The organism is Streptomyces camponoticapitis (genome assembly GCF_014646115.1).
GTDB classification, from domain to species: domain Bacteria; phylum Actinomycetota; class Actinomycetes; order Streptomycetales; family Streptomycetaceae; genus Streptomyces; species Streptomyces camponoticapitis.
Genome location: NZ_BMMV01000005.1, coordinates 1 through 24234, shown reverse-complemented (window position 1 = coordinate 24234; position 24234 = coordinate 1). Strand labels below are relative to the sequence as shown.

The following is a 24234-nucleotide window of genomic DNA, read 5'->3' as shown; positions in this document are numbered from 1 at the left end:
CCAGGAAGGAACCGCCCGCCATGATCACCGCCCCGACCCAGGCGAACGGCCACCCGCGCCCCCTGCCCGACCTCGGGGAGCGGCGGCCCGTCGAACAGGACAACCCGACCGAACCGCCCACACCCGCAGTCGACCCGATCTCCGAGGCTGAAGCCGCCGCCATCCGGGCGCGCACCTACGCCGAGACCGAAGCCATCCGTATTGAGGCCGAGGGCAAGGCGGACGCCGCGCGCACCCTGGCCGCCACCGAAGCCGAGCGGCAGCGCCTCGCCAACGAGCGAACGGCGATGCGAGTCGAGAAGGAGCGCGCCGCACACGAAGCGCACCTCGCCGAGATCAACCGGAAGCGCGAGGAATCCGACCGTCTCGCCCGCCAAGCGCGGAAGGCCGAGGAGGCGGAGCAGCAGAAGGCCGAGAAGGCTGACGAAGAGGTCGCCAAGGCCGACGCGAAGTGGCGTACCTACGCCATCCGCTTCGCGATCGTCTGCGGGATCGTCGCCCTGCCCGTGCAGATCGCGGCGTTCTGGAACCCCGAGGCGTGGTGGCTGGTCGCCGCGCCGGTGATGCTGGAAGGCGGGTCCTGGGTCGTTCAGCGCGGTGCCGCTGCCGCGGTCGCGAACCGGCGCCCGCTGTGGCACTACCGGACGATCGCCTGGCTCCTCGCGTTCATCGCCGCGGGCATCAACCTTTGGCACGGGTGGCATGCGTTCGACCCCGCCACCGCAATCGCCACCGCGTTCGCGTCTGTTGCCGGCCCCGGCGTCTGGGACCTTCACGAGCACGGCCGCATCCGCAAGCGTGACGGCGCCCTGACGCGTCGGGAGCGCAACGCCGCCAAGGAGGTCGCCAAGAAGCAGGCCGAGGAGGAGGCGGCGGCCGAGAAGGTTGAGGCCGAGCGTCAGGCCCACCTTGAGAACGCCGCGCGGGCTTCTGCTGCCGCGCTCGACGCTAACCGCGAGGAGAACTTCCCGAAGGTCTGGAAGCACGCCCTGAAGCTGGCTGCTGCACTCGGCGAGACGACCGTCACCGAGTCGGTCTGGCGGCGCGCCCACAACGACATCGAGGGCACCGAGCCGGGCAGTTCCGTCGACATCATCCGTGGCCGCAACTCGGCCGCACGGCGCGTCGAGGCGGCCCGCTCCGAAGCCCCCGGAAACAAGCCCACCAAGGTCACGTCGCCGCAGCGTGCATCGCAAATGCCCCCCACCTCGAAAACACGCCGCTACAACCCGCCCGCGCGCTCCGGCCGACGCCGACCCGGCGACACCCCGAAGTACGTTCCGGCCGCCAAGAAGCAGGCCTCCATCACCGCCCGTACCGCAGCCACCGAGGAGCAGAAGTGAGCACCGAGACCGAGCCGCAGACGTTCCCCGCGGACTGGGATTTCACGAAGGTCATCAAGGGCCAGATTGTCGAGCCTGAGCCGGCCGCCGAAGAGGTGGACGACATCGCGCCGGGCATGGTGGAGACGGTTCCCGCCCGGACCCCGGTGCTGCGCCAGACGGCTTCCGCTGCGATGGTCGTCGCGTCCGTCACCGGGAAGGCCGCAGGGCTCACCGCTCGCACGGTGTTCCCGCCGATCAAGTGGTTCGCCGTCGGCGCCGCCGCGACGAGCGTGCTCGGCTGGCGGTACGTCCGGGCGCACGACCACCAAGAGGTTCTCGGGGGCATGAGCACCGGGGCCGACTGGGGCAAGGTCGAGCGCACCCGCAAGTCCCGCTGGAAGATCCTCGGATGGAGCGCGGGCGCAGTGGCCGCCTTGGACCTGGCCGGCTGGTGGGCGCTCGTGAAGTACGGGGAGCTCGCCGCCCTGGACTGGTCGTGGGCGGTTATGCCCGGCGTCGAAGCCCTCGCCGCGGGGACGCTCCTCACCGCCTACGGCCGGTACCGCGTCCAGAATCCCGGCATAGGGCCTGGCCAGATGCTCGCCGACGAGGACCAGGATGACGGGGAGGAGCCGTACCCGCTCTCCTGGTGCACCAATGGCGAGCAGGTCATCGAGTGCATCGAGCGCGCCCTCGCCCACGAGAGGATCGCCACCCGGCGCGTCCAGATCCTCGGCCACCGCCCCTGGGGCTGGGAAGTCGACATCGACCTCAAGGGCTCCACCCCCGGCAAGGTCAACGCCGCTGCCGACCAGCTTGACGCGCACTTCGACATCGCCAAGGGCGGCACCCTCATCGAGCCCGACCCCTCCCGGTCCGCGCATATCGTGCTGCGGCTCGTCACTGCGGACCCGTTCGCGAACATGCCCCGCCCGGCCGTGCATGCTCCGAACTCGCTGTCCGTCAAGGACGTGGCGGTCCGTGGGCGCAGCATGGACGGCGGTCCCCTCGAACTGCGCCTGCGTGGCATGTCGATGCTCGTCATCGGCAAGTCCGGTTCGGCGAAGACGAAGGGCGCCCTGCGGTGCATCGCCGAGACCATCACCGCCTGCCGGGACGCCATCGCCATCGAGATGGACCCGGTCAAGGGCGGGCTGCGGGAGTTCGAAGGCGTCATGGCGGCCCCGCCGATCCGCGGCGGCAAGGCGTGCACCGAGTGGCTGTCGCACCTGGTGGCCATCGCCTCCGCCCGCAACGACGTGAAGCACCGGCTCAACATGGGCGACCTGTGGGAGCCGTCCCGCGATCACCCGGCGATCTACGCGATCGTCGATGAGTTCATCTACCTGCCGAAGGAGGCGAAGGCCCTCGCGATCGAACTGCTGCGCATCGGCCGCGAGACCGGCTCCTACCTGATCTTTGCCGCGCAGGAGGGCACCGAGGACTCGCTCGGTGACGCCATCGCCGACTCCGTCACCTACCGGGTGATGCTCGCCTCCCGTGCGGAGGACATCCGGCTCGTCCTCGGCACGGGCGCCGCGGCGGCCGGCTACCGGCCCGACCGGCTCCAGCCCGCCGTGGACGACGAGCGGGTGTACGACGCGGGCAAGTGCTTCATCCGCGGGCCCGGGTACGACCGGCCGATCCTGTGGAAGTGGGACCGCATCAGCCGCGACCAGATCATGGAAGCGGTCGCCGACCGCAAGACCGCTGGCCGGCCGTGGTTCGACCAGGACAGCCTGGCTGCCGCCAACTTGCTGCACGTCATCACCCGCAGCGGGACGGCGGACACGGTCAGTCTCTCGGACCGGCTCGACGCACTGGCCTCACAGGGCGGCATCGACGATGCCCGCCTGGTCGCGGTGCTGATGCGGGAGTTCGAGCTCGGCGGCCACACGTTCCTGCCCACCTCCGAGGTTCTGCTGCCCGCGCTGCACGGCGCCGGGGAGACCGATATGGACGCCAACAAGCTCGCCCAGCTCCTCAAGGCCCACGCCCCCGGCGCGGCGGCTGGCAAGGGGAAGTGGCTCGACACTCCGCAGGCTCGCGGCTGGCATCGGGCCACCGTCGAACAGGCTGCCGCGGGGCTGATTGACCCGTCTACAGCCCGTCTTTCGGCCGCCTAACCCCCGTCTTCGGCCCGTCTTGGGCCCGTCTAGTCGTCAGGGCATCGTCGCAGGTAGGCGGGCTATAGACGGCCTATAGGCGGGGTCAAGACGGCCCCTAGACACCCTATTGATCCATATATGTGAAGTTTACGGAGAGGATTGCCGATCATGGCCGCGAGGAAGCCCGCCGCACGCAAGAAGACCACCGCCACTCGCCGGAAGGCGACCGCCCGCAAGTCCACCGTCCGTAAGCCGGCCCGCGGCGGTCTCGTGCAGCGCGGACTCCTCGCCACCGCCCTAAAGGTCGGCGAATACCACGAGAAGCACGGGCAGACCGTCATGTCCCGCAAGGACGCCGCGATCCTCCGCTACACGCATGAGGGCTGCCCCACCTGCAAGGGCAACGGGCAGATCTTCACCAAGGGCAAGGACGGGTCGTTCACCGGCTCGAAGCCCTGCCCCGCCAAGCCCACCAAGGCCCGCGCCGGACGTCTCCGGGTCGCCCTGTCCGCCCGGTTCTCCGGCGCCAAGGCGACCGGCCTGTGCGGCGTCACCTGCCCGTGCGGGTGGAAGGAGAAGCCCCGCTATCGGGACGCCAAGGAAGCCACCAAGGCGCTCCGCACCCACGAGCGGAAGAAGCACGGCGGCAAGACCGTCGGGGGCCGCTGGTACGCCCAAGTAACCGAAGGGGCGCAACCGTCGGCCAAGCCCGGTAAGACCGCGGCGCCCGTCACCAAGACCGACACCAGCGGCACCACGATGACCGACGCCGAATGGGAGAAGCAGAACACCCCGCTCTCCCCGGCCGCCGCTCAGAAGAAGGGCGTCTGCTGGTGCTGCGGCGGCAGCGGCGCCCTCTACTCCGCTTTCGGCGGTCAGCGCATCACCGCCGCCTGCACCCCCTGCAACGGCACCGGCAAACCGTCCACCACCAACCAGCCCGCGAACGCCTAGGAGATCGTCATGCCGCTGCCCTGGATGTCCCGCCGCGACCGCCGTGCCTGGCGCACCGCTTCGACCCTCGCCGACCTCGGTGAGCTGACGGCCCGCTGGCTGGAGGGTGACCTCAAGTCCCAGGCTGGCTACCAGCCCCGCTACGGGCCCGACGAGGAGACTGCGGAGCTGATCCCCACTCTGGCCGCGGCCTGCCGGGCCGGGTTCCTGACCGACAACTCGCAGCCCGGCGAGGACGAGACCGCGGCCGGGGTCCGCTGGCAGCAGCGCGCTGCGGTCGACGGCTACCTCACCGACCTCGACCTGCTCTCCCGCATCCGCGCTGCCGCGAAAGCCGAGGGTGTGCTCCTCGTCGTCAACCAGCCCGGCGGCCGCGCACGGCAAGGCATTCCCGCGACCAAGGCCGACGGTGAGACATACACCTGGTTCGGCCGCGCACCCACCCGTGCCGACCGGCGTATCTCCTGGGACGGCGTCAGCCGGGCCGCGCACCGGGAGATCGCCGCCGCCCGCCACGTGACCCTCATTGACCCCGAGTGGGGCCGCAACGACCGGCTGTGGCCCCTGCTCGACCAGATCACCAACCGCGTCCAGATCGGAGTCTGACGTGCCGCTGTCCGACCGGCGCCCCGCCCCCACGGCCGGGCAGCCCACACCTGAACCCGCCGACGACCAGGCGCAGATGCTTATCGCTGCGGTCAACGAGGCCCTTGCCGAGAAGCCCACCGCGTTCCGCGACGACACCCCGCTGCCCGTCGTCGGCACCGCCCTGCCCGTACCGCAGCCTGGCCGCCCGCCGATGTCCCAAGGTGCGACGGACGCCAGCACGTTGATGCTCGCCGGGGGCGCCACGACGCTCATGGTCAGCATGTCGGCCGCCGGGCTCATGTACTTCTCGCAGTTCGCCGACCCGGTCGCGTGCGCGATCGTCCTCGGTGCCCCGACCGCCCTCGTACTCGCGGTCAGCCGTCTCGTCGCGAAGACCCGGACGTCCGCCCCGCCTGTGATCCACCAGCACTACAACGGCACCGTCGTCCAGGACTCGCGCAGCATCACCACCAGCACCCGCGGCGTCATCGCCAACACCCGCAACCAGACGCCGCGGTGACCCGTGTTCGGGTTACGGGTGTACGTCCCGGAACGGTCGTCGTCCACGCCCGTCGCCGACTTCACGTGCCGCTGTGGAGAGAAGCGGCGGGCCCGTGGCGGCAGTGAGATCGCGGCCCTCACCGCGCACGCCGGCGCCCACCGCGAAACCTGTGCGGCCATCGAGCCCCGGCCGTGTGAGCACTGCGGTGTCGCCACCCGGCTGCTGTCGAACGGGCAGAACGGCTACCCGGCCCACCGCGAATGCCGTGAGGCGTGGGAGACCCGGAAACCCGAGATCCGGCGGCGCGAGAAAGCCGCCGAACGAATCAAGAAGATCGAAAAGCAGTGGTACAAGTCCCGGATGCTGCGCGAACAGCTCACCCGCGACGGATACGCGCCCGACGTCATCGACGCACTCATCTCCGGCGGCGCACTGCCCGACCCGGAGGCGGAGGTCGAAGAGGACGAGTGACCGGCAACAGGAGGGATGATGGACGCATGAGCGAGGAACTGGCGGCGTTCCTGAGGGCGCGCCTGGATGAGGAAGCCGAGGTCGCGCGGGCTGCTGCCGCGAAGCGTGGTGGCGGCAAGTGGACGGCTGTACTCGGTGACGACGGGTTGACTTCCGTCTGTGGCGAAGGGGACGGCCGGTCGGTGCCTGCGATCCTCGATCCAGACGACCATGAGACGTCCGTCCACATCGCCCGGCACGACCCGGCCCGCGTGCTGCGCGAGGTCGGAGCCAAGCGGGCGCTCCTGGCCGAGCACCAGCCGCAGGACGGCGACTGCACCGTCTGCGCGTTGTCGGAGGACTTCGACGACGACGCCGACGGCAACCGCGAGTGGTTCCGGCGTGCGAAGCCATGGCCCTGCCCCAGCGTCCGCCTGCTCGCCACCGAGCACGCCGACCACCCCGACTACAAGGAGACGTGGCGCCCGTAGCGTTACCCCGCGCGGCCCTGGCCCTCGTCGGCCGGGGCCGTTGGACGTGTCTGCACCAGAGCCAGTCGACGAAGGTCACTTGACCAGTCTGATCACCTTATGTCACAGTGCTCGCAGGGCAGACACGTATGCCCGCCCACCACTTGAGCCCCCGCCACTGCCGGGGGCTTTCTGCATGTCCGGGGAGGCCCAATGCACCCCACCCAGCTCTACCCCGAAGACCTCGTCTACGGGACCGAAGCCGAACGCATCACCGGCGTCCCCGGGCACGTCATTCGCCAGTGGGCCTCACGCGGGAAGATCCAGCGGTTCCGGGGCGACGGGCGGCCCAACGGGCAAGGCCACGGGCAGCGCACCATGTACGCCCTCCCCGAGATCCGCCAACAGGCCGCCGGCTACCGGGCGATGCCGCAACGGGCGCCGAAGGCGGCGTAACCCCCGAACTCGGGGCTCCCGCTCCGATGTCCCGCCGTCTGCCACCCCCCGCCGACGGCGGGACGACCCCGCATTGGAGCAGTCATGCCCACCAGCGATGCCGAGGGCAAGGACTGGTCCCTCGAACGATTCCGCCGCCACCTGCCGAACACCGTCACCGACATCGGGCCCGGCGAGGGGACTTACGCGCGACTGTTTCGCCCCGCACATCCCGGCGTCTGGTGGACCGGCATTGAGATCCACAAACCCTATGTGGCCAAGTACAAGCTGAAGTCGACGAAGACCCGCAAGATGTACGACGAGATCCACGTCGAGGACGTGCGCGACTCCGAAGACCATCTGTTCCACCGGGACCTCGTCATCGCCGGTGACGTGCTGGAGCACATGCCGCGCGAAGACGCCGTCGCCCTGCTTCAGCGGGTTGAAGCGGCCGGGGCGTGGCACATCCTCGTGTCGCTGCCGATCGTCGAGTCCGAGCAGGGCGAAGTCGACGGCAACCCGCACGAAGCGCACGTCTACCAGTGGGACGCCGGCGACATGGACCAGGTACTCGCCTCACTCGGCGGCAACGTCGAAGCCATGCACGGCGGGACGCTCGGCGTGTGGTGGTGGAGCCGAGCCTGACCCGAAGACCGATCACCCGCGAGAAAACGGGAGCCCGCGCCATGGATCTCCACGCCTGGATCGCCCAGCAAGTCGACCGTGCCGAACTGACCGGCCGCCACATCACCCTCGTGCCGGATGACGGCAGCCACGTCATCAGCGGAAGCGTGACGGATGTCGCCCACGGGCCCGACGGGCTCAGCCTCTCCGTCGCTCAGCATGGAGTCGAGCCGACGGTCGACGCGGCGACCCTGCGTCGCTGTGAGGCGGACCGCCGCATTCTCGCCCGGCACTGCCTTGACCCGGCAAAGGTCGACAGCTGGATGTTTGCCACCGCCTGCCTAGGCTGCGGCACCGAGGGCGACTTCCAAGACCCGGTCACAGAGAACCTGAACGACTGCCCCGAACTGCTGGACCTCGCCCACGCGCACGGCATCACCACCGAGATCCTTGCCGGACTGGACCGGCCACAGGCGCCCGAGCGGGAGCCGCGTGGACCTGTCGACCCAGTACTCGCTGGCATCTTCGCCCGAACCTTCGGTCTCGCCACCCCGGTCATCACCACCGCCGGCGTACCCGAAGCGCTACGCGGCCCCCACTGGAAGCCCGCGCCATGACCCGGTACTCCGCCACGATGCGCATGCGGCCACCCGGATTCGTTGAACGCCTCTGGTACCGGCGTCTCGGCATCCGGCCGCCGCTCTCCACCGCCACCACCCAGCGCCAGAAGAACGAGAAGTGGGTGCGGCTCCTCCCACAACGATGGGCTCGCATCCACCGCGAATACGCCCACCGCCACCGCCTCTTCTGGCGCCCATGCGTCCTCTGCTCGGCTGGCTACGGCGGTCACCAGTTCGCAGGAAGCATCCCCGACCCCGAGCACGGCCCCGGATCCGGTCGCAGCGTTGGCATTTGTCCACGTTGCACACGAGCCGGTCGGCACGTCGAACTCCCCGACGAGGACATCCTCTGCCTCTAGGCATCAAGGGCCCTAAGGTCAGCGGCTGACGCATTCGCCTTCCCGGCACCCCCGGCATACAGGATGATTGCGGCCCCAACCGCGCCACCCTGGGGGGACCATGTTCGGCAGCAAGAAGACCGACGAAGAGAAAGCCGCCGCGAAGCGCAACCGGCAGATCGTCGCCGCAGCCGCAGCGGCCGGAGTCACCGCATACGGGGGCAACTTCAAGAGCCCCAGCCAGATGGACGTGCCCATCGAAGGCGCACGCGTGACCATCGAGAAGGGCGAGCAGGCCAAGGCCCGCATCACCGCCACCCGCGTAGCGCTCACCGGGATCTTCGCCCTCTGGTTGAAGAAGGACATGAACCAGCTGTTCATCACCATCGAAGGCGCCGGCGGTGAAGTCCTCGTGCAGCCCGTAGCGGCCCGCAAGGAAGCCCAGGCGCGCGTCTTCGCCACCATGGTCAACGGTGAGGCCACCGGCATCAGCAAGATCGATTAGCAGCACCCCACCCACCGAAGCCCCGCCACCGCGCGGGGCTTCGCGCATGCCAGGAGGCGACCGTGCCCCGCGTCAACGTACCCGTCACCCAGATCGTCAGGGCCGGCGTCCCCGACACCGTTCCGACCGAAGGCGACGCTACCAACGGCCACAGCGTGGTCAACGACGGCACCGTGTTCATCGAGGTCGAGAACACGGGGGCCGTGTCACGCACCCTCAGCGCCCTGTTCGCCAGCACAGTGGACGGCATCACCGTCGACCCCAAGACGTGGACCATCGCAGCAGGCGCACGCAGGCGCATAGGGCCCTTCCCCACGCGCTACTACGGCACCACGCTCCAACTGGACGTGGACAACGCCGAACTGGAGCTCAGCGCATACAAGGTGGCCATGCAGGGATAGCCCCTCTCGGGCGCGCGTACCCCCCTCCCCCCAGGGAAGGACCCCCCGGTGCCTACCTCCCCCCCATCCAGGTGTGGTGAACAGGGATGCAACGAGCTCACGAGTGATGGCCGATGCGATGAGCACAAGCGCAAGGCGTGGGCCAACCGATCAAGCGCATGGGGATCAGGCAGCACACGCAAGTGGCGTGCGTTCAGGGCTGCAAGGCTTGAGGATGAGCCACAGTGCAGACGATGCGGCTCGAAGCGACAGCTCGAAGTCGATCACATCATCCCCTTGAGCGAAGGCGGCTCGAAGTGGGACCCGGCGAACGTCCAGACGCTCTGCGACGACTGTCACGACGTCAAATCGGATGAAGATCGACGCCGAAGGACTCGAATCGAGGGTTCAAGACTCACCTCTTGATCTCTCGGGGCCGATTTCGAGGCCAAAACGGGCATCCAGGGCATCAAATTGGGCGATCAGAGGCGTGAAAAAGGGCTCGCTGGTATGCTGAAATGTAGCTTCCAGTTGATGTTTTCGGTGATCTTCGGGCCAAGATCCTTCCCCATCGGGGGGAGGGGGAGTCAAGATCACCAGCTCGGATGTCCTGGACAGCGCCGCGGTTAACTCGGCACACGCCCGCTCAGAATTGCCACCCTGGGTCGCTCCGTCACTCACTGTCACGCAGGCTCCTGACCTGCGATTTTGTCATTTCTGGGGGTGAATGGCCATGGGGCGCACCGCTCAGCCGGCCGCACTCAAGCTGATCAAGGGCCGCGCCGACGGCCGCGACTCCGGTGGCCGGCCGGTCGACAAGGGCCCGGCGTTCCGGCGCATCGCCCCGTCCCCTCCGTCATGGCTGAGCGAAGAGGCGCGCGCCGAGTGGGACCGCGTCGTGCCGGGTCTCCAGCGCCTGGACATCCTGAAGGAAGAAGACCGCGCGGTCCTGGCCGCCTACTGCGAAACGTGGGCGTCGTTCGTGACCGCGACCCGCATGGTCACGTCGGAGGGCATCACGACTGAGGTGGTGACCGTCGGCCGCTCGGGCGCGGAGTCGACGCGCACGGTCGCGCACCCCGCGGTGTCCATCGCTTCCCGAGCCGGCCGCGAGCTGCGCGGGTTCGCCGCCCAGTTCGGCCTGAGCCCGTCCAGTGAGCAGGCCCTGTCGAAGGGGGCCGACGATGGCGAGGACGAAAGCAACCCGTTCTGACAGTGTGAATCTGCCGGAAGCGGCCGAGCTGGAGCGCCTGAAGATCTCCCCTGAGGTCGCCTGGTACATGCTCAGTCGGGGCATGGTTCTGCCGGACTGCCCGCCACTGATCCAGACCCCGAGCCCCGGTGAGGCGCCGGGTGCGGTGTTCGACCCGGCCCGCGTCGACAAGGTCATCCAGTCGTTCAACCTGCTGCGGCATACGCAGGGCCAGTGGGCTGGGCGGCCGTTGAAGCCGGACCCGTGGCAGGTCGCCTACGTGCTGGCGCCGGTCTTCGGCTGGGTGTACTGGGACACGGACGCGGACGCTTACGTGCGCGTGGTGCGCGAGCTGTACGTCGACATCCCCCGCAAGAACGGCAAGTCCACGCTCTCTGGCGGCATCGCGATCTACCTGACGTGCGCGGACGGCGAGCAGGGCGGGCAGGTGGTGGCTGCGGCCACCAACGAGCGCCAGGCCGGGTTTGTCTTCGCGCCGATCAAGCACTTGGCGGAGAAGGCGCCCGCACTCAAGGGCAGGGTCCTGCCGCTGAAGAAGAAGATCGTTCATCCGCGTTCGGGCTCGTACTTCGAGTGCGTCGCCTCGGTGGCGGATGCCCAGCACGGCGCGAACCTGCACGGAGCGATCATCGACGAGCTGCACATCCACAAGGATCCAGAGCTCGTCGAGACGATCGAGACGGGCACCGGTTCGCGCACGCAGCCGCTGATCGTCATCATCACGACGGCGGACAGCGGCAAGCGTGAGTCCATCTACGACCGGAAGCGCGGCCGTGTTGAGCAGCTGGCCCGCCGGGTGTTCACCGCGCACACGGTGTACGGCGTGGTGTGGGCCGCAGAGAAGGCGGACGACCCGCACGACGAGGCAACGTGGCGGAAGGCGAACCCCGGTTACGGGATCAGCCCGACGCGCGCGTACATGCGCGCCCGGTCGGACGAGGCCAAGCAGTCGCCGGCCGACATGGCGAAGTTCCAGCGCCTGCACCTTGGGCTGCGGACGAAGCAGGAGACGAAGTTCCTCCTGCTGGACAAGTGGGACGACAACGCGGGCATGGTCGACGAGGCGAAGCTGAAGGGCCGGGACGCCTATGGCGGCCTGGACTTGGCGAGCACGTCCGACCTGTGCGCCCTGTGCTGGCTGTTCCCGAACGACGCCGACGGCACCCTGGACGCCGTGTTCCGCTTCTGGACGCCCGAGGACAACCTGAAGGCCCTGGACAAGCGGACAGCGGGCGCCGCTTCGAAGTGGGTTCGCGAGGGCTTCCTGGTGGCAACACCGGGGAACGTCGCGGACTACGACTGGATCACGGAGCAGATCAAGCGGGACCGCGACTTCTTCAAGGTCCGCTCGATCGGCTACGACCCGTGGAACGCAAGCCAGATGACGAACACGCTGGTCGCGGAGCGGGCGCCGATGGTGAAGGTCCGTCAGGGCTTCGCGACCATGTCGCCGGTCCTGAAGGAGATTCAGCGACTGACGTTGCAGGGGACCCCCGAGGTTCCGGTGCTGCGGCATGGCGGCAATCCGGTGACGCGATGGTGCGTCGACAACCTGGCCGTGGCGATGGACCCGGCCGGGAACGTGAAGCCGGACAAGGCCAACAGCGGCGACAAGATCGACGGCGTGTCTGCTCTGGCCACGGCGATGGCCGAGGTCGTCGCCCGCCCGCCGAAGCGCAAGAGCGCGTACTCGGACGAGGACGAAATCATGGTCGTCTAGCGCAAGCCGAACGACCCACCGCCGTAAGGCGGAATGGTCACGTCGACATCGATTGTCATCTCAACGGACTGACCACCATCCGCGACTTTCGCCGCTACGAGGCGGCCGGTCTGTGCGCTCCCTCCCTCGATGTTCACCGGCACATCGGTGCCGATCTGGCCTTCGAATGCGTCCGCCGTGAACACCGTTCCGGCGGGGGCGGGCTGCTCGAATTTCATCTTCATGTCGCCACGGTAGCGGCTCCAACTCAACGGAGGTCGCTGATGTTCGCATGGCGTCGCACTGCGGTGCGCAAGCGCGTCGTGGTCAACCTGGCGGACAAGGCTTTCGACGGGGTCCTGTGGGCGAAGCGCGGTCCGCTGCTGGTGCTGCGGGACGCGATCCTGCTGGAAGCCGGGCGGGAGCCGCAGCGCATTGACGGCGAGATCGTCATCGAGCGGTCGAGGGTCGAGTTCATGCAGGTCCTCGCTGTGACGGGCGGTGGCTGATGGCGTTCGTGGTCAGCTCAGGCCAGCTCGCGGTCACCGGCGCCGGAGTTACGACGGGCTACGCGGCGATGCCGCTGCAAGCCGCGCCGTGGGAGTACGAGGCGATCTGGCGGACGCAGCCGCAGGTCCGCACGGTGATCGGTTTCCTGGCGCGGAACATCGCCCAGCTCGGCATTCACACCTTCCGGCGCCTGTCGGACACGGACCGGGAGCGCCTGACGGATCACCCGCTCGCCCAGCTTCTGGCGGCCCCGCTGCCCCGCCTGACGACGTACCGGTTCGTCGAGCGATGGGTGGCGGACTGCGCGCTGTACGACAACGCGTACCAGATCAAGATCAAGGTCGATGGGCAGCTCCGGCTCCTGCCGGTGCCGCCGACGCTGATCCGCCCCTACGGCGGAAACTGGATCTCACCCGAGTACTACGAGACCGCGGGCGGCCGGGACTTCGGCCCGGATGAGGTCGTCCACACGCACGGCTACTCGCCGGAGAATCTGACCTACGGCTCGTCGCCGATCGAGGCGCTGCGGGATCTGCTGCTGGAGTCGACGGAGGCATCGAAGCAGCGGGCCTCGATGTGGAAGTCCGGTGCGCGCATGACGGGTGTCATCACCCGCCCCGCAGAGGCCACGTGGGAGCCGGACGACAGGCGTCGGTTCCGCGAAATGTGGCGAACGTTCGCTGCTGGCGGCGGCGCCGAGGGCGGCACGCCGATCCTGGAAGACGGCATGGAGTACAAGCCGATTGCCCTCAACCCGCAGCAGGCGCAGTACGTGGAAGCCCGCAAGCTGACGCGCGAGGAAGTGTCGGCGGCGTACTTCATCCCGCCGCCGCTGATCGGCATCCTCGATCACGCGACGTACAGCAATATTCGCGAGCAGCATGCGCACCTGTACCAGGACACGCTCGGTCCGTGGATGACGATGCTCCAGCAGGAGATCCAGTCGCAGATCCTGCCCGACCTCCCCGACAACCAGGACGTGTACTGCGAGTTCAACATCGCGGAGAAGATGCGCGGCCAGTTCGAGGAGCAGGCGGCGGCCATGTCGACGATGGTCGGCGGCCCGGTCATGACCCGCAACGAGGGGCGCGCCCGCATCAACCTGCCGTCCATCGAGGGCGGCGACGAACTGATCACCCCGATGAACGTCACCGAGGGTGGGCTCGCCTCCCCGCGCGACACCGTTCCACCGCCCGAGGCTCTCCCAAAAGCGCGCGGCCTGGCGCTGGTCAAGAGCGGCAGGCCGTCTGATCTCGGTACCGCCGATGGCGAGCGCGAGGCTCTCACGGCGTCGCTGGTGAAGTTCACGGAGCGCGCCACCGGGAAGCTCCTGACGGCCGCGGGCGTGAAGGCCGACGGCATGCCGGATCTGCTGGCGCTGTGGGCGGCCGGCTCGAAGGACCGGCTCGCCCAACTGTCGGCGCTGCTGGCGGATCACGGCTTCCGTCTCGCGCAGGTCGGCGCTTGGGCGGTGCTGAGTGAGTGGAACCCGGACGTCGAGGGCTGGTCGGCGGACGTGATGCTCGCCTGGATCCTGGCCGCCGCCGAGACTCACGCCGAGCAGCACGAGGAAGCGGGCCGCAAGGCGGTCGCCCGAGTGCAGGAAGCCGAATCCGAGGGCTGGCAGGACGACCTCCGGCAGGCCGCGGCCTCGCTGGCGACGGACGCCGCGGTGCGCGCGGCAACCGCCTCGACGGAGCTCACGAGCTTCGGTGGCCACGACGCGGCGAAGGCGTCCGGGCTGACGAGGAAGATCTGGCGGACCGGCGGGAAGAACCCGCGGCCCAGCCATAAGGCGCAGGACGGCGAACAGGTCTCCCTGGATGACGTGTTCTCCAACGGCCTCAGGTGGCCGGGCGACGGGTCCGGCAAGACGGCCGAGCTCGTCAACTGCAACTGCACTCTCGACTACGCGAAGGAGGAATGACGCCGTGCGCACGAAGGATTTCACCGCGAAAGTGAAGGCGGCGGGCGTCGCCGACGGGCTGGCCGAGGGGCAGTTCACCGCTCTCGTCAGTGTCTTCGGCAACGAGGACAGCGTGGGGGATGTGGTCCGGCCGGGCGCGTTCACGGAGACGCTGGAGGAGTGGGCCGCCAAGCAGGATCCGATCCCGGTGATCTGGTCCCATGCCTGGGGTGACCCGTTCGCCCACGTGGGCACGGTCGTCAAGGCCGTCGAGACTCTCCAGGGTTTGGAGGTCACCGGTCAGATCGATGACCTCGACAGCAACCCGACCGCGGCCCAGGTGTACCGCCTGCTGAAGGGCCGCCGCGTTACGCAGTTTTCATTTGCCTACGACGTCAGCGAAGGCGCGTGGGTGAACGACGACGAGCACAAGTACGGCGGCTACTACGAGCTGCGACGGCTGAAGCTGCACGAGGTCGGCCCATGCCTCGTCGGCGCGAACCAGGAGACAGAGCTGCTTGCCGCGAAGGCTCACGGCCTAGTACGCAGCGCAAAGGCTGGCCGAGTCCTGAGCCAGTCCAACTACGACTCCCTCGCCAAGGCCCACGAGGCGATCGGCGAGGTGCTTGCGGCGGCGACGCCGGAGAAGAGTAAGGCGACCGAGGAGTCCAGCCAGCTAAGTGATCCCGCAGCCGACGGCGTACAGCCGCCCGCCCAGCCGGACACCCTGCCCGCTCAGGGGCCTAAGGCCGAAACCTCCAGCAGCATCGAGATCGAGACCAAGCCGAACCTCCGCGAAGTGCCTGAACTCGTAGGCGCCGCCAAGGTCGGAACCGACTCGCTCCGTCTGCGCACCAGCCTTGAGCTCGCCGAGCTTGAGGCCTCGCTCACGGAATGAGGATCCATGCCCAGCAAGATCGATGAGCTCAAGGAGCTCATGAAGCACCACCTCCTCGAAGCCCGCCAGATCACGAAGACGGCCGAGGAGGACGGCGACCGCGACTTCACACCCGAAGAGGCCGGCCAGCTGCGCGAGCATATGGCCAAGGCGACCGAGGCCAAAGGTGAGATCGAGAAGGCCCGCGGCAACGACGAACTGAAGAAGACTCTCGCCGACTTGGGCGACGACATCGCCCTGAACGCGAAGACCGACGAGGACGGCCGCCGGCGCACCGCGTCCGGGTTCGAACTCCCGGAGCGCGGCAAGTCCCTGGGCGAGCAGTTCACCAACAGCGCCGAGTACAAGGGCCTGCTGGCGAGCGCGCCGAACGGTGTGTTCGGGAAGCAGCAGCGCGTCCAGTCGGAGATGGTGGGCTTCAAGTCCCTCGTCACCGGCGCTTCGGACACGTCTGCCGGGTCGCTGGTCCAGAACGACTGGCGCGGTCTCCAGGTCGGCACGGACGTCTTTCAGCGCCCGCTGCGGATCCGGGACGTCGTCACCAACGGCAGCACGACCAGCGACACCGTCGAGTACGTGCGCGTCACGTCGATCACGAACAACGCGGCCCCGGTCGCGGAGGCCACTTCGTCGGCGGCGCCCACCGCCCCCGGTGGAGCCGGCGCCCTGGTCAACGTGGCTGGCGGCGGCTACAAGCCCGAGTCCGGGCTCGCCCTGGCGAAGATCACCGCCCCGGTGAAGACGATCGCGCACTGGATGCCCGTCACGAAGCGGGCCCTGTCCGACGCCGCGCAGATCCGGACCCTCATCGACGCCTTCCTCCGCTACGGACTGGAGGAGGAGCTCGAAGACCAGATCGTCCAGGGCGACAACACGGGCGAAAACTTCGAGGGCATCGCCACCGTCTCCGGCACGCAGTCGCAGGCGTGGGACACCGACGCCCTCACCACCACCCGCAAGGCGAAGACGAAGGTCCGCACCGTGGGCCGCTCCGTCGCGAACGCGTACCTGCTCAACCCTGCCGACCTGGAGACGATCGACCTGCTCCAGGACAACGAGGCCCGCTACTACTTCGGCGGCCCGGCCGGCACGGGCACTGCGGGCAACCTCTGGGGCGTGCCGGTCATCGAGACCGAGGCCGTCCCCGCGGGCACCGGCTACGTCGGCGATTTCCGCAAGGCGATCCTCTGGGACCGCGAGCAGGCCACCATCCAGATGACCGACTCGCACCTCGACTTCTTCGTTCGCAACCTCGTCGCGATCCTCGCCGAGATGCGCGCCGCGTTCGGGGTGCTTCAGCCCAACGCCTTCGTCGAGATCGACCTGACTGCGGCGTGATGTACGCACGTCAGGTCACGATTCCCCCCGGGGCGACTGTTGGCGTATTCGGTGCGTTGGCGGCGTCCCCTCAGGGGGATTGGGACGTGTACCTGGCTGGCGCCGTTCAGCTGGTTGTGGCCGAGGATGCCAGCGGCACTGACACCGCATTTCAGGTGGGCGCGTCTGGTTCTCCTCTGAAGGTCAGCGTGCACAACGAGGAGCTTCACGTGAAGAACACCGCTGGCGGGTCAACGCTGACACTCAGCGTCGCGTTGATCCAGCAATAGGAGGCTGACATGGCATATCTGGACCCTGCTGCCGGCGCGGCCCGTGAGGGCAAGCGGACGGCGGCGGTCGCGGACGCCGGCGCGGCCACTTCGGTGGTCGCTGCTGGCGCCACGCCGACGAAGGCCGAGTACGACGCTCTGCGCGCCGACTACCTGGCGCTGCGCACCAAGGTCAACGCGCTGATGGCGGCGATGCGTTCGTCCGGCCAGATGGCGTCGTGACGCTGTTCACCCACCGGACGGCTCAGGGGCGGTGTCCGTGCGGCGCCGAGCACGCGGCGTGCGGCCCGCCCTCCATGTCGGTTCCGGTCGACCAGAACATCGAGGAGGTGGCCGCCGTGGGCGGGCCGCTGAAGAGATACCGGTACACGTCGCCGTCGGGCGCCGAGACCGTCATGAAGTTCAACGAGGCCGACGCCGCAAGGTACGGCCTCACCGACGAGGATCTTGTCGACGCCGCCCCTGCGGCCGAGGCGAAGGCCGTCCCGGAGTCCCCGAACAAGGCGCGGGCCGGATCGCAGAACAAGGCCCGCACGCCGCGCGGCAAGGCCGCCCCCGGTGGCGACTGAGTTCCTGGCGGACCCTGACGAGCTGGCCGTCTGGCTGGGGAAGCCGGCGAACGATCCGAAGCTGCTGGCCGCCCTGCGGGCAGCCACCCGGCGGTTCCGTGGCGCGGTCGGCCACGACGTGGATCTGGTGCCCGACGACCATGTGACGCTCGACGGCAACGGCCGCGAGTCGCTGCTGCTGCCCGTCTGGCCGACGACCGAAGTCGCCAGTGTGGAGCTCGACGGCGAACTCCTTGTCGAGGGCACCGACTACCAGTGGTCGGACATGGGTGCGCTCCGGCGGCTCAACTGCTACCGGTGGCCGGACCGCCTGCGCTGCCTGGCGGTCGTGTACTCGCACGGGTGGAATCCGATCCCGGAGGACATTCAGGAAGCGGTCATCGACCAGGCCCGCACGATGTTCACCGTGCCGGCCGGCGTGCAAAGCCGGGCCGTCGGCGGTCAGTCCGTGACGTTCGGGGCCACGGCCGCCGTGGGCGTGTCCAGTCAGTGGTCCGCGGCCGTGGCCCGCCACAAGATCCGAACCTCCGGGGACGCCTGATGATGTTCAACCAGAGCGCGGTGCGCGTGCGCGCGGGCGAGCGCACGGACCGCGGCGGCAACACCGTCGCGGATTGGTCGCCCGGCGCCGTCACCCGCCTCACCGTGGACCTGCTGAACATTCAGCCCAGCATCCAGCAGGAGACCGTGGACGAGCAGCGCGACGCCGTCGTCACCGGCTGGCACGTCCAGTCGGCCGAGGGCACCAACCCGGACATCACCGCTGTCGACCGCATCGAGTGGGACGGCATGACGCTGGAGGTCGACGGCGAAGTAGCCCGCTGGCCCGAGCTGTTCGCAGACGAGGTGCATCACATCGAGTTCGAGGTGAAGCGCGTCACCGGATAGGAGGCTGCCGTGCTGGAGGATTTCCGTCTCGATGCCGCCGGGGTCCGCGAGGTTCTTCGCGGCGACGAGGTGCGCCAGCTGGTCAATGGCAAGGCGGGTGAGGTGGCCGCGAACGTGCGGGCCATGGTCCCGTCGGGCACGACGATTGAGGTCCGCTCGTACACGACGGACCGTGGCGCGGCGACGGTGGTTGTGGCGGACCGGCGGGCGATGGCCTGGCAGGCGCGCGACGGGATTCTGACCCGCGCGGCCGGTGCCGCACAGTTGGAGATTCGCGAGTGGCGGGGCGGCGCGCGGTGAAGCCGCTGGTTGTCTTTTCTGACGTGCAGTCGGCGGGCGCGGGCGTGTTGCGCGCGGCCCTGGCGGCGCGCTCCGAGGACTACGCGGAGGGCGTCAAGGTTGGCACCCTCGTGCCGGGCGACCGCTCCCCGGAGACTCCGCACCTGCCCTATGTCCTGGTCCGGCTGGACGTGACTCTGCCGCACGGCTCGATGGCCAATGCCCGCTGCACCTTGCGCTGCACCGTGTGGCACGAGGACGCCGACCGGGCCCACGATCTCGCGCAGCTCTGCCAGGGCCTGTTGCTCATCCACGACGGGACGGTTCTGCGTTCCGTCCGTCCCGCGACCGGGCCGCTCCCGGCGGTCGACAACACGGATTCGGCCGTCGACCTCAGCACGTTCACCGTCACCGTCAACGTCCGCCCAACGGTCCTGACCTAGGCACCGCCGAACCGCGCGCACACCGACCCCGTACCGAATGAGGAGGTCTGCCGTGGCCGGCGACCCGACTAACGCTTCACTGTGGACCGACGCCGACGTGTATGTCGGCCCCCTGTCCGCGACCAACCCTGCGACCGTCGATGACCCGTTCAGCGTGGACTGGGGACTCGTTGGCCTTCTCGACGGCGACGAGGGTTACACCGAGTCCCGCGACGAGGACAAGGACGACAAGTACGCGTGGGGCGGCATTCTCGTCCGCACGTCGCGCGCGCACTTCAAGCTGACGAAGTCCTTCACCGCGCTGGAGGACAACGAGACGACCCGGTCGCTGATCTGGCCGGGCAGCACCGAGACCGAGATCATCGTGCCGCGTCCGGCGCAGATCAAGATGGCGTTCGAGACGCGCGAGGGCGACAAGGTCAAGCGCCTGATCACCGCCCAGTACGCGGAGGTCGACCTGGACGGTGACGTCCAGGAGAACGAGACGGACCTGACCGCGTACTCGCTGGTCGCCACGATCTTCCCGACGTCGGGCAAGGTCCTCTTCCTCCGGCAGTTCACTGCCGGAGCCTGATCGGCCGGGGCGCGGAGTTCGCGCGGTTCACCGCGCCCCGGCTCTACCCGAACCGCGCACCCGAAGGGAACCGCGCATGTCCCAGTACCTGATCACCTACGACGACGGCACCGAGCAGACCCTCGACGTCGAACGCCTCGACTACGACGGCGAGCAGTACGTCGCCTACATCCGCAACGAGGTTGTCGCCTACGTCCGCCCCCTGGATGTCCGCAGCATCGTCCGCCAGGGCGTAGCGGCGGACGGTCGGTGAGCCTCAATGCCCCTGTCCTTCACTGAGGGTGAGATCTACAAGCAGGCCGTTCGCCTCGGTCTGATCTACCAGGGCGCTGAACTGCCGCGCCACCAGCGCAGTCGCGTCGTCGCCTCGCTCGCCGCCGAACGCCAACGCCCCGCAACTCAGGCAGAGGTGCCGCTCGCGCAGAGCATCGTCATCCAGCCTGGCGGCGACATCCACATCGACGGGAAGCCGTTCCCGTGGGTCATCCAGGCCGACCAGATGGAGCTGACTCTCAGCCCTGACGGCGCCGGAATGGTCCGCCTCACCATCCCCACTCTGAGTCTCCAGATCCTCAAGCCCGCCACCCCCGAGAGTGAGAACCGCGCATGACTACGAACCGCGCCCCCGCCAAGAAGACCGCCGACGACCAGCCGTTCGACTTCAACCTCGACGCCGTCACTTCCGAGGTCGACCTCACCCCCTTCCGCGTCCACTTCAACGGCCGCCGCTTCGAGTTCACCCACATGGAGGGCCTCGACATCTGGGACCTCGTCGAGCACGCCGAAGGTGGCGAGGTGAAGGCGATGATCGGCGTTTTCCGCACATCGCTCGGTGACCAGTTCGACGACTTCCGCAAGGTCAAGCTTCCGCAGTACAAGATGAAGGCTCTGTTCGCGAACTACCGCAAGCACTGCGGGATGGAGCCGGGGGAATCGGACGCCTCCGAGAGCTGATCCGGAGGCACGGCAGAGCGCTCGAAGCGGACCTCCGGCGCGAGTACGGCGTCCGTCTGCGCGACCTGACCAACGGGGACCTGACATACCGGGAGTTGGCCAGCCTCGTCAGCGGCCTGTCGCCTCAGGCGGCCACCCGCACCGCCCTGCGCGACGGGCTCCCCGAGCCGACCGGCCAGGAAGTCCTGCTGGCCGACGTGTTCGACGCGGTGACCAGCCTCGACTTCCACTTCTCGTCGGCCAACTCCGACCCGAAGAAGGGGAAGCTGAAGCCCCCGAAGCCGTACCCGCGTTGGTGGGTGACGCAGAGCCGGGCAAGGAAGAACTCCCCGGAACGCGTGGCGAAGATCGAAGACGCCCGGCGTCGCAAGCGCGAGCGCGAACAGGCCATCGCCGAAGGGCGCATCGCCTGACAACTGAATAGGGGGCCGCCCCGTGCCGAACGTCGGCTACGCAACGATCCAGATCATCCCCTCGGTGCGGGGCATCTCCGACGAACTCCGCCGCCAGCTCGTCGGGCCAGCAGAAGACGCGGGCGGCGAAGCGGGCGAAGCGGCAGGCAGCGGTCTCCGCGACAAGATGGCCGCAGGCGCTGCCGTCGCCGGGGCCGCCGCTGGAGCGCTCCTCGTCGCCGGCATCACGGAGGCAATGGACCAGGCAAACATCACCTCCACCCTCCAGGCTCAGCTCGGCGCCACAGGCCAAGAAGCCGCCCGCTACGGGAAGATCGCCGGGAAGCTGTACTCCAGCGGCATCACAACCGACATTCAGCAGGGCGCGGACACGATCCGCGCGATCGTCAACGCGGGCCTGACGCCGCCGGACGCGACGAACAAGCAGCTGACGTCCATCGCCACGAAGATGGCCGACGTCGCGAACACGTTCGGCACCGACATGTCGATGCAGACGCAGGCCGTCAGCGCGCTGATGAAGAACGGCCTCGCGCCGTCAGCCAGTGCGGCCCTCGACGTCATCACCGTCGGCATGCAGAAGCTCGGGCCGAACGCCGAGGACTTGCTGGAGACGTTCCAGGAGTACCCCGTCCAGCTCAAGAAGCTGGGCATCGACAGCAAGCAGGCGCTCGGCCTGTTCCAGCAGGGCCTCCAGGGCGGCGCCCGCGACACCGACATCATCGCGGACGCGTTCAAGGAGTTCTCGATCCGCGCGATCGACATGTCCGAGTCGTCGCAGGACGCGTACAAGGCGATCGGCCTGGACGCCGAAGACATGTCCCTGAAGATCGCCAAGGGCGGCAAGGGCGCCAACGACGGACTGCAGTTGGTTCTCGACAAACTCCGTGGGATCAAGGACCCGGTCAAGCAGAACGCCGCCGCCGTCGGCCTCTTCGGCACCCAGGCGGAAGACCTGGGCGCAGCCCTGTTCAAGCTCGACCCCGGCAAGGCCGCGAGCGGATTTGGGAAGGTCGCCGGCGCCGCGGCCGGGCTGGGCAAGACCCTGCACTCCGGACCCTCGCACGAGATCGAAGTCTTCGTCCGGACACTCAAGCAGGGGTTCGTCGACTTCCTCGGCGGCGAGGTCCTGCCCGTCGTATCGCGAGTCGCCCACGGCCTCAACACCTACCTGGTTCCGCCGCTCCGCATCGTCGGATCGGCCATCGCCTCCGTGCTGCTGCCCGCCCTGGTGGGTCTGTGGCAGGGCGGCGCCGCGGTGGTCGACTGGCTGCGCGACATGGGCACGTGGCTGATCCCTGTCGGCATCGCTGTTGTCGGATTCACCGCCGCCATCTTTGCCCAGCAGATCGCCGTTGCTGCGGTCACTGCGGTGTTCGCGATCTACCGCGGGGCAATTCTCGCGTGGACGACGGTGCAGAAGGGCGCGACGCTCGCGCAGGCCGCCTTCAACCTGGTGATGAACGCCAACCCGGTGATCCTTGTGATCACCGCGATCCTCGCGCTGGGCGCCGCCCTGTACGTCGCTTACCAGCGCAGCGAGACGTTCCGCAACATCGTCCAGGGCGCCTGGCAGGGCATCCAGACGGCCGCCTCATTCGCCTGGAACAGCATCCTGAAGCCCGCGTTCGCCGGGTTTATGACCGGCCTGCGCGCGATCGGGGACGCCGCGATCTGGCTGTGGAACACCGCGATCAAGCCGACGTTCTCCTTCATCTCGACGGCGGCGCGGATCCTCGCGACACTGTTCGTGATCGTCGTCGGCGGACCGATCTACCTCGCTGTCCGCCTGATCGGCGCCGTGGTCATGTGGCTGTGGAACTCTGTGATCAAGCCCGTGTTCGGGCTGATCGTGGAAGTCGCCAAGTTCCTGTGGTCCGTGCTTGAGCCGATCTTCTTTGCGATCAAGCAGGGCTTTTGGGCGGTAGCCGACGCGGCACTCTGGCTGTACAACAAGGGCGTCAAGCCCATGGCGATGCTGGTGATCGCTGGCGTCAAGCTGATGTGGGGCCAAGCCCAGACCGTGTTCGGCTACTTCAAGGCCGGTCTGCGCGCCTTGGGCGCGGTCTTCACTTGGTTGTGGAACAACGCCACAAAGCCGGCATGGAACGGCATCAAGTCGGCCATCTCCACCGTGTGGAACTCGGGCATCAAGCCCGTTTTCGACAAGCTGAAGTCGGCAACTGCCCAGGTAGGAAGGGCATTCGAGCTTGCCCGCGCGGCCATCAAGATCGCCTGGGACAAGCTGAAGAGCATCGCCCGGGGCCCCGTCGAATTCATAGTCAATACGGTGTATGGGAAGGGAATTCGCCCGACCTGGAACGCCGTCGCCAAGGCGTTCGGGGCCCCCTCATTGCCTGCCGTCAAGTTCGCCCGGGGCGGCGTCCTGCCCGGCTACACGCCCGGTAGGGATCCGCATAAGTTCTACTCGCCCACCGGCGGCGCACTGGAGATGTCGGGTGGCGAGGCCATCATGCGGCCGGAGTTCACCCGCGCGGTCGGCTCCGGGTTCGTCGGCCACATGAACCGGATTGCCCGCACGCGTGGTGCGGGCGGCGTCAAGGCTGCCCTCGCCCCGGTGTTCGGCGGCAACCCGAACACCCCGACGCAGCGCTTTGCTGACGGCGGAATCTTCGGCTGGATCGGCAAGACCGTGTCCGGTGCCGGATCGGCCGCCTGGGACGGCATCAAGAAGACCGCGGGCTGGCTGAAGGACGGCATGGAGGCGTCCGCACGCGCCGGCGTGAAGCACGTCGTCGACCCGCTGCTGCGGTCGTTCCCCGGCATGGACACCGGCTTCGGCCAGATGATCCGCAAGATCCCCACAAGCATCATCGACACCCTGTTCGGCTACACCAAGGAAGCCGACAAGAGGGGCGCCGGGGGCATCGGCGGGCCGCGGGTCCAGAAAGCCCTGTCGTGGGCGCGCACCCAGGCCGGCAAGAAGTACCAGTGGGGCGGCAACGGCAACCCGTCGTGGGACTG

General features: G+C 68.5%; 33 protein-coding genes. 32 read left to right on the top strand and 1 reads right to left on the bottom strand.

Annotated elements, in window-relative coordinates; genetic code table 11:
- Nucleotides 1–20: 20 nt before the first annotated feature.
- The 15 genes from IEY79_RS09045 to IEY79_RS08975 all read left to right on the top strand — a co-directional run bounded on the left by IEY79_RS09045 (nt 21) and on the right by IEY79_RS08975 (nt 12232).
- Nucleotides 21–1343 carry a cation diffusion facilitator family transporter gene (locus IEY79_RS09045; RefSeq protein ID WP_189106848.1) on the top strand — a complete coding sequence of 441 codons (1323 nt, stop codon included), beginning with the start codon at nt 21–23 and terminating at the stop codon, nt 1341–1343.
- Nucleotides 1340–3451: a hypothetical protein gene (locus IEY79_RS09040; protein ID WP_189106847.1), complete on the top strand. Its 2112-nt coding sequence runs from the start codon at nt 1340–1342 to the stop codon at nt 3449–3451. The genes IEY79_RS09045 and IEY79_RS09040 overlap by 4 nt, the downstream gene beginning before the upstream one ends.
- A gap of 150 nt (nt 3452–3601) precedes the next feature.
- Nucleotides 3602–4387, top strand: a complete 786-nt coding sequence (locus IEY79_RS09035; protein WP_189106846.1) for a hypothetical protein — start codon at nt 3602–3604, stop codon at nt 4385–4387.
- 9 nt (nt 4388–4396) lie between these two features.
- Complete coding sequence (locus IEY79_RS09030; RefSeq protein ID WP_189106845.1) at nt 4397–4993, top strand: DUF6919 domain-containing protein; 597 nt, start codon at nt 4397–4399, stop codon at nt 4991–4993.
- 1 nt (nt 4994) lies between these two features.
- Nucleotides 4995–5495 (top strand): hypothetical protein, encoded by a 501-nt coding sequence (locus tag IEY79_RS09025; protein WP_308426657.1) that lies wholly within the window; start codon nt 4995–4997, stop codon nt 5493–5495.
- A 3-nt stretch (nt 5496–5498) separates the two neighbouring features.
- The gene (locus tag IEY79_RS09020) at nt 5499–5948 is read left to right on the top strand and encodes a hypothetical protein (RefSeq protein WP_189106844.1); all 450 of its coding nucleotides are present in this window, start codon (nt 5499–5501) and stop codon (nt 5946–5948) included.
- 26 nt (nt 5949–5974) lie between these two features.
- Nucleotides 5975–6418 (top strand): DUF6221 family protein, encoded by a 444-nt coding sequence (locus IEY79_RS09015; RefSeq protein ID WP_189106843.1) that lies wholly within the window; start codon nt 5975–5977, stop codon nt 6416–6418.
- Nucleotides 6419–6610: 192 nt separating this feature from the next.
- On the top strand, nt 6611–6853 hold the full coding sequence (locus IEY79_RS09010) for a hypothetical protein (protein ID WP_189106842.1): 243 nt from the start codon (nt 6611–6613) through the stop codon (nt 6851–6853).
- An 84-nt stretch (nt 6854–6937) separates the two neighbouring features.
- Nucleotides 6938–7477 carry a class I SAM-dependent methyltransferase gene (locus IEY79_RS09005; RefSeq protein ID WP_189106841.1) on the top strand — a complete coding sequence of 180 codons (540 nt, stop codon included), beginning with the start codon at nt 6938–6940 and terminating at the stop codon, nt 7475–7477.
- Nucleotides 7456–8073: a hypothetical protein gene (locus IEY79_RS09000; protein WP_229700767.1), complete on the top strand. Its 618-nt coding sequence runs from the start codon at nt 7456–7458 to the stop codon at nt 8071–8073. Before IEY79_RS09005 ends, IEY79_RS09000 begins: the two co-directional genes overlap by 22 nt.
- Nucleotides 8074–8535: 462 nt before the next feature.
- A complete protein-coding gene (locus tag IEY79_RS08995; RefSeq protein ID WP_189106839.1) occupies nt 8536–8919 on the top strand; it encodes a hypothetical protein in 384 nt (127 codons plus the stop codon).
- Between the two features lie 62 nt (nt 8920–8981).
- Nucleotides 8982–9320, top strand: a complete 339-nt coding sequence (locus IEY79_RS08990) for a hypothetical protein (RefSeq protein ID WP_189106838.1) — start codon at nt 8982–8984, stop codon at nt 9318–9320.
- A 48-nt stretch (nt 9321–9368) separates the two neighbouring features.
- Nucleotides 9369–9725, top strand: a complete 357-nt coding sequence (locus tag IEY79_RS38350; protein ID WP_189106837.1) for an HNH endonuclease — start codon at nt 9369–9371, stop codon at nt 9723–9725.
- 307 nt (nt 9726–10032) lie between these two features.
- Entirely contained in the window at nt 10033–10512 is a 480-nt protein-coding gene (locus IEY79_RS08980; protein ID WP_189106836.1) for a phage terminase small subunit P27 family, read from the top strand.
- A gap of 4 nt (nt 10513–10516) precedes the next feature.
- The gene (locus tag IEY79_RS08975; protein ID WP_229700766.1) at nt 10517–12232 is read left to right on the top strand and encodes a terminase large subunit; all 1716 of its coding nucleotides are present in this window, start codon (nt 10517–10519) and stop codon (nt 12230–12232) included.
- Here IEY79_RS08975 and IEY79_RS08970 read toward each other — a convergent pair.
- A complete protein-coding gene (locus tag IEY79_RS08970; protein WP_189106834.1) occupies nt 12229–12456 on the bottom strand; it encodes a hypothetical protein in 228 nt (75 codons plus the stop codon). The two genes, IEY79_RS08975 and IEY79_RS08970, sit on opposite strands and share 4 nt — an antisense overlap.
- A gap of 39 nt (nt 12457–12495) precedes the next feature.
- Here IEY79_RS08970 and IEY79_RS08965 point away from each other — a divergent pair, with 39 nt between their 5' ends.
- From IEY79_RS08965 to IEY79_RS08885, 17 genes are all read left to right on the top strand, one after another.
- Nucleotides 12496–12720 (top strand): hypothetical protein, encoded by a 225-nt coding sequence (locus IEY79_RS08965; protein ID WP_189106833.1) that lies wholly within the window; start codon nt 12496–12498, stop codon nt 12718–12720.
- Nucleotides 12720–14648, top strand: coding sequence for a phage portal protein (locus IEY79_RS08960; RefSeq protein ID WP_189106832.1), 1929 nt, complete (start codon nt 12720–12722; stop codon nt 14646–14648). The genes IEY79_RS08965 and IEY79_RS08960 overlap by 1 nt, the downstream gene beginning before the upstream one ends.
- A 4-nt stretch (nt 14649–14652) precedes the next feature.
- Nucleotides 14653–15525 (top strand): HK97 family phage prohead protease, encoded by an 873-nt coding sequence (locus IEY79_RS08955; RefSeq protein WP_229700765.1) that lies wholly within the window; start codon nt 14653–14655, stop codon nt 15523–15525.
- 6 nt (nt 15526–15531) lie between these two features.
- Nucleotides 15532–16863 (top strand): phage major capsid protein, encoded by a 1332-nt coding sequence (locus IEY79_RS08950; protein WP_189106830.1) that lies wholly within the window; start codon nt 15532–15534, stop codon nt 16861–16863.
- An 86-nt stretch (nt 16864–16949) separates the two neighbouring features.
- Entirely contained in the window at nt 16950–17132 is a 183-nt protein-coding gene (locus tag IEY79_RS08945) for a hypothetical protein (protein ID WP_189106829.1), read from the top strand.
- Between the two features lie 9 nt (nt 17133–17141).
- Nucleotides 17142–17354: a hypothetical protein gene (locus IEY79_RS08940; RefSeq protein ID WP_189106828.1), complete on the top strand. Its 213-nt coding sequence runs from the start codon at nt 17142–17144 to the stop codon at nt 17352–17354.
- Nucleotides 17351–17701 (top strand): hypothetical protein, encoded by a 351-nt coding sequence (locus IEY79_RS08935; RefSeq protein WP_189106827.1) that lies wholly within the window; start codon nt 17351–17353, stop codon nt 17699–17701. Before IEY79_RS08940 ends, IEY79_RS08935 begins: the two co-directional genes overlap by 4 nt.
- On the top strand, nt 17691–18242 hold the full coding sequence (locus IEY79_RS08930) for a head-tail connector protein (protein WP_189106826.1): 552 nt from the start codon (nt 17691–17693) through the stop codon (nt 18240–18242). The genes IEY79_RS08935 and IEY79_RS08930 overlap by 11 nt, the downstream gene beginning before the upstream one ends.
- Nucleotides 18242–18589 carry a hypothetical protein gene (locus tag IEY79_RS08925; RefSeq protein ID WP_189106825.1) on the top strand — a complete coding sequence of 116 codons (348 nt, stop codon included), beginning with the start codon at nt 18242–18244 and terminating at the stop codon, nt 18587–18589. The genes IEY79_RS08930 and IEY79_RS08925 overlap by 1 nt, the downstream gene beginning before the upstream one ends.
- A gap of 9 nt (nt 18590–18598) precedes the next feature.
- Nucleotides 18599–18889: a hypothetical protein gene (locus IEY79_RS08920; RefSeq protein ID WP_189106824.1), complete on the top strand. Its 291-nt coding sequence runs from the start codon at nt 18599–18601 to the stop codon at nt 18887–18889.
- Nucleotides 18886–19311 carry a hypothetical protein gene (locus tag IEY79_RS08915; protein ID WP_229700764.1) on the top strand — a complete coding sequence of 142 codons (426 nt, stop codon included), beginning with the start codon at nt 18886–18888 and terminating at the stop codon, nt 19309–19311. Before IEY79_RS08920 ends, IEY79_RS08915 begins: the two co-directional genes overlap by 4 nt.
- Before the next feature lie 52 nt (nt 19312–19363).
- Nucleotides 19364–19885: a hypothetical protein gene (locus IEY79_RS08910; protein ID WP_189106823.1), complete on the top strand. Its 522-nt coding sequence runs from the start codon at nt 19364–19366 to the stop codon at nt 19883–19885.
- 76 nt (nt 19886–19961) lie between these two features.
- A complete protein-coding gene (locus tag IEY79_RS08905) occupies nt 19962–20138 on the top strand; it encodes a hypothetical protein (RefSeq protein ID WP_189106822.1) in 177 nt (58 codons plus the stop codon).
- A 6-nt stretch (nt 20139–20144) separates the two neighbouring features.
- Nucleotides 20145–20495, top strand: coding sequence for a hypothetical protein (locus IEY79_RS08900; RefSeq protein WP_189106821.1), 351 nt, complete (start codon nt 20145–20147; stop codon nt 20493–20495).
- A complete protein-coding gene (locus IEY79_RS08895) occupies nt 20492–20839 on the top strand; it encodes a hypothetical protein (protein ID WP_189106820.1) in 348 nt (115 codons plus the stop codon). Before IEY79_RS08900 ends, IEY79_RS08895 begins: the two co-directional genes overlap by 4 nt.
- A gap of 95 nt (nt 20840–20934) precedes the next feature.
- Entirely contained in the window at nt 20935–21252 is a 318-nt protein-coding gene (locus IEY79_RS08890) for a hypothetical protein (protein ID WP_189106819.1), read from the top strand.
- Between the two features lie 22 nt (nt 21253–21274).
- Nucleotides 21275–24234 (top strand): phage tail tape measure protein (locus IEY79_RS08885; RefSeq protein ID WP_373292498.1); only part of this gene is annotated, 2960 nt, incomplete at its 3' end.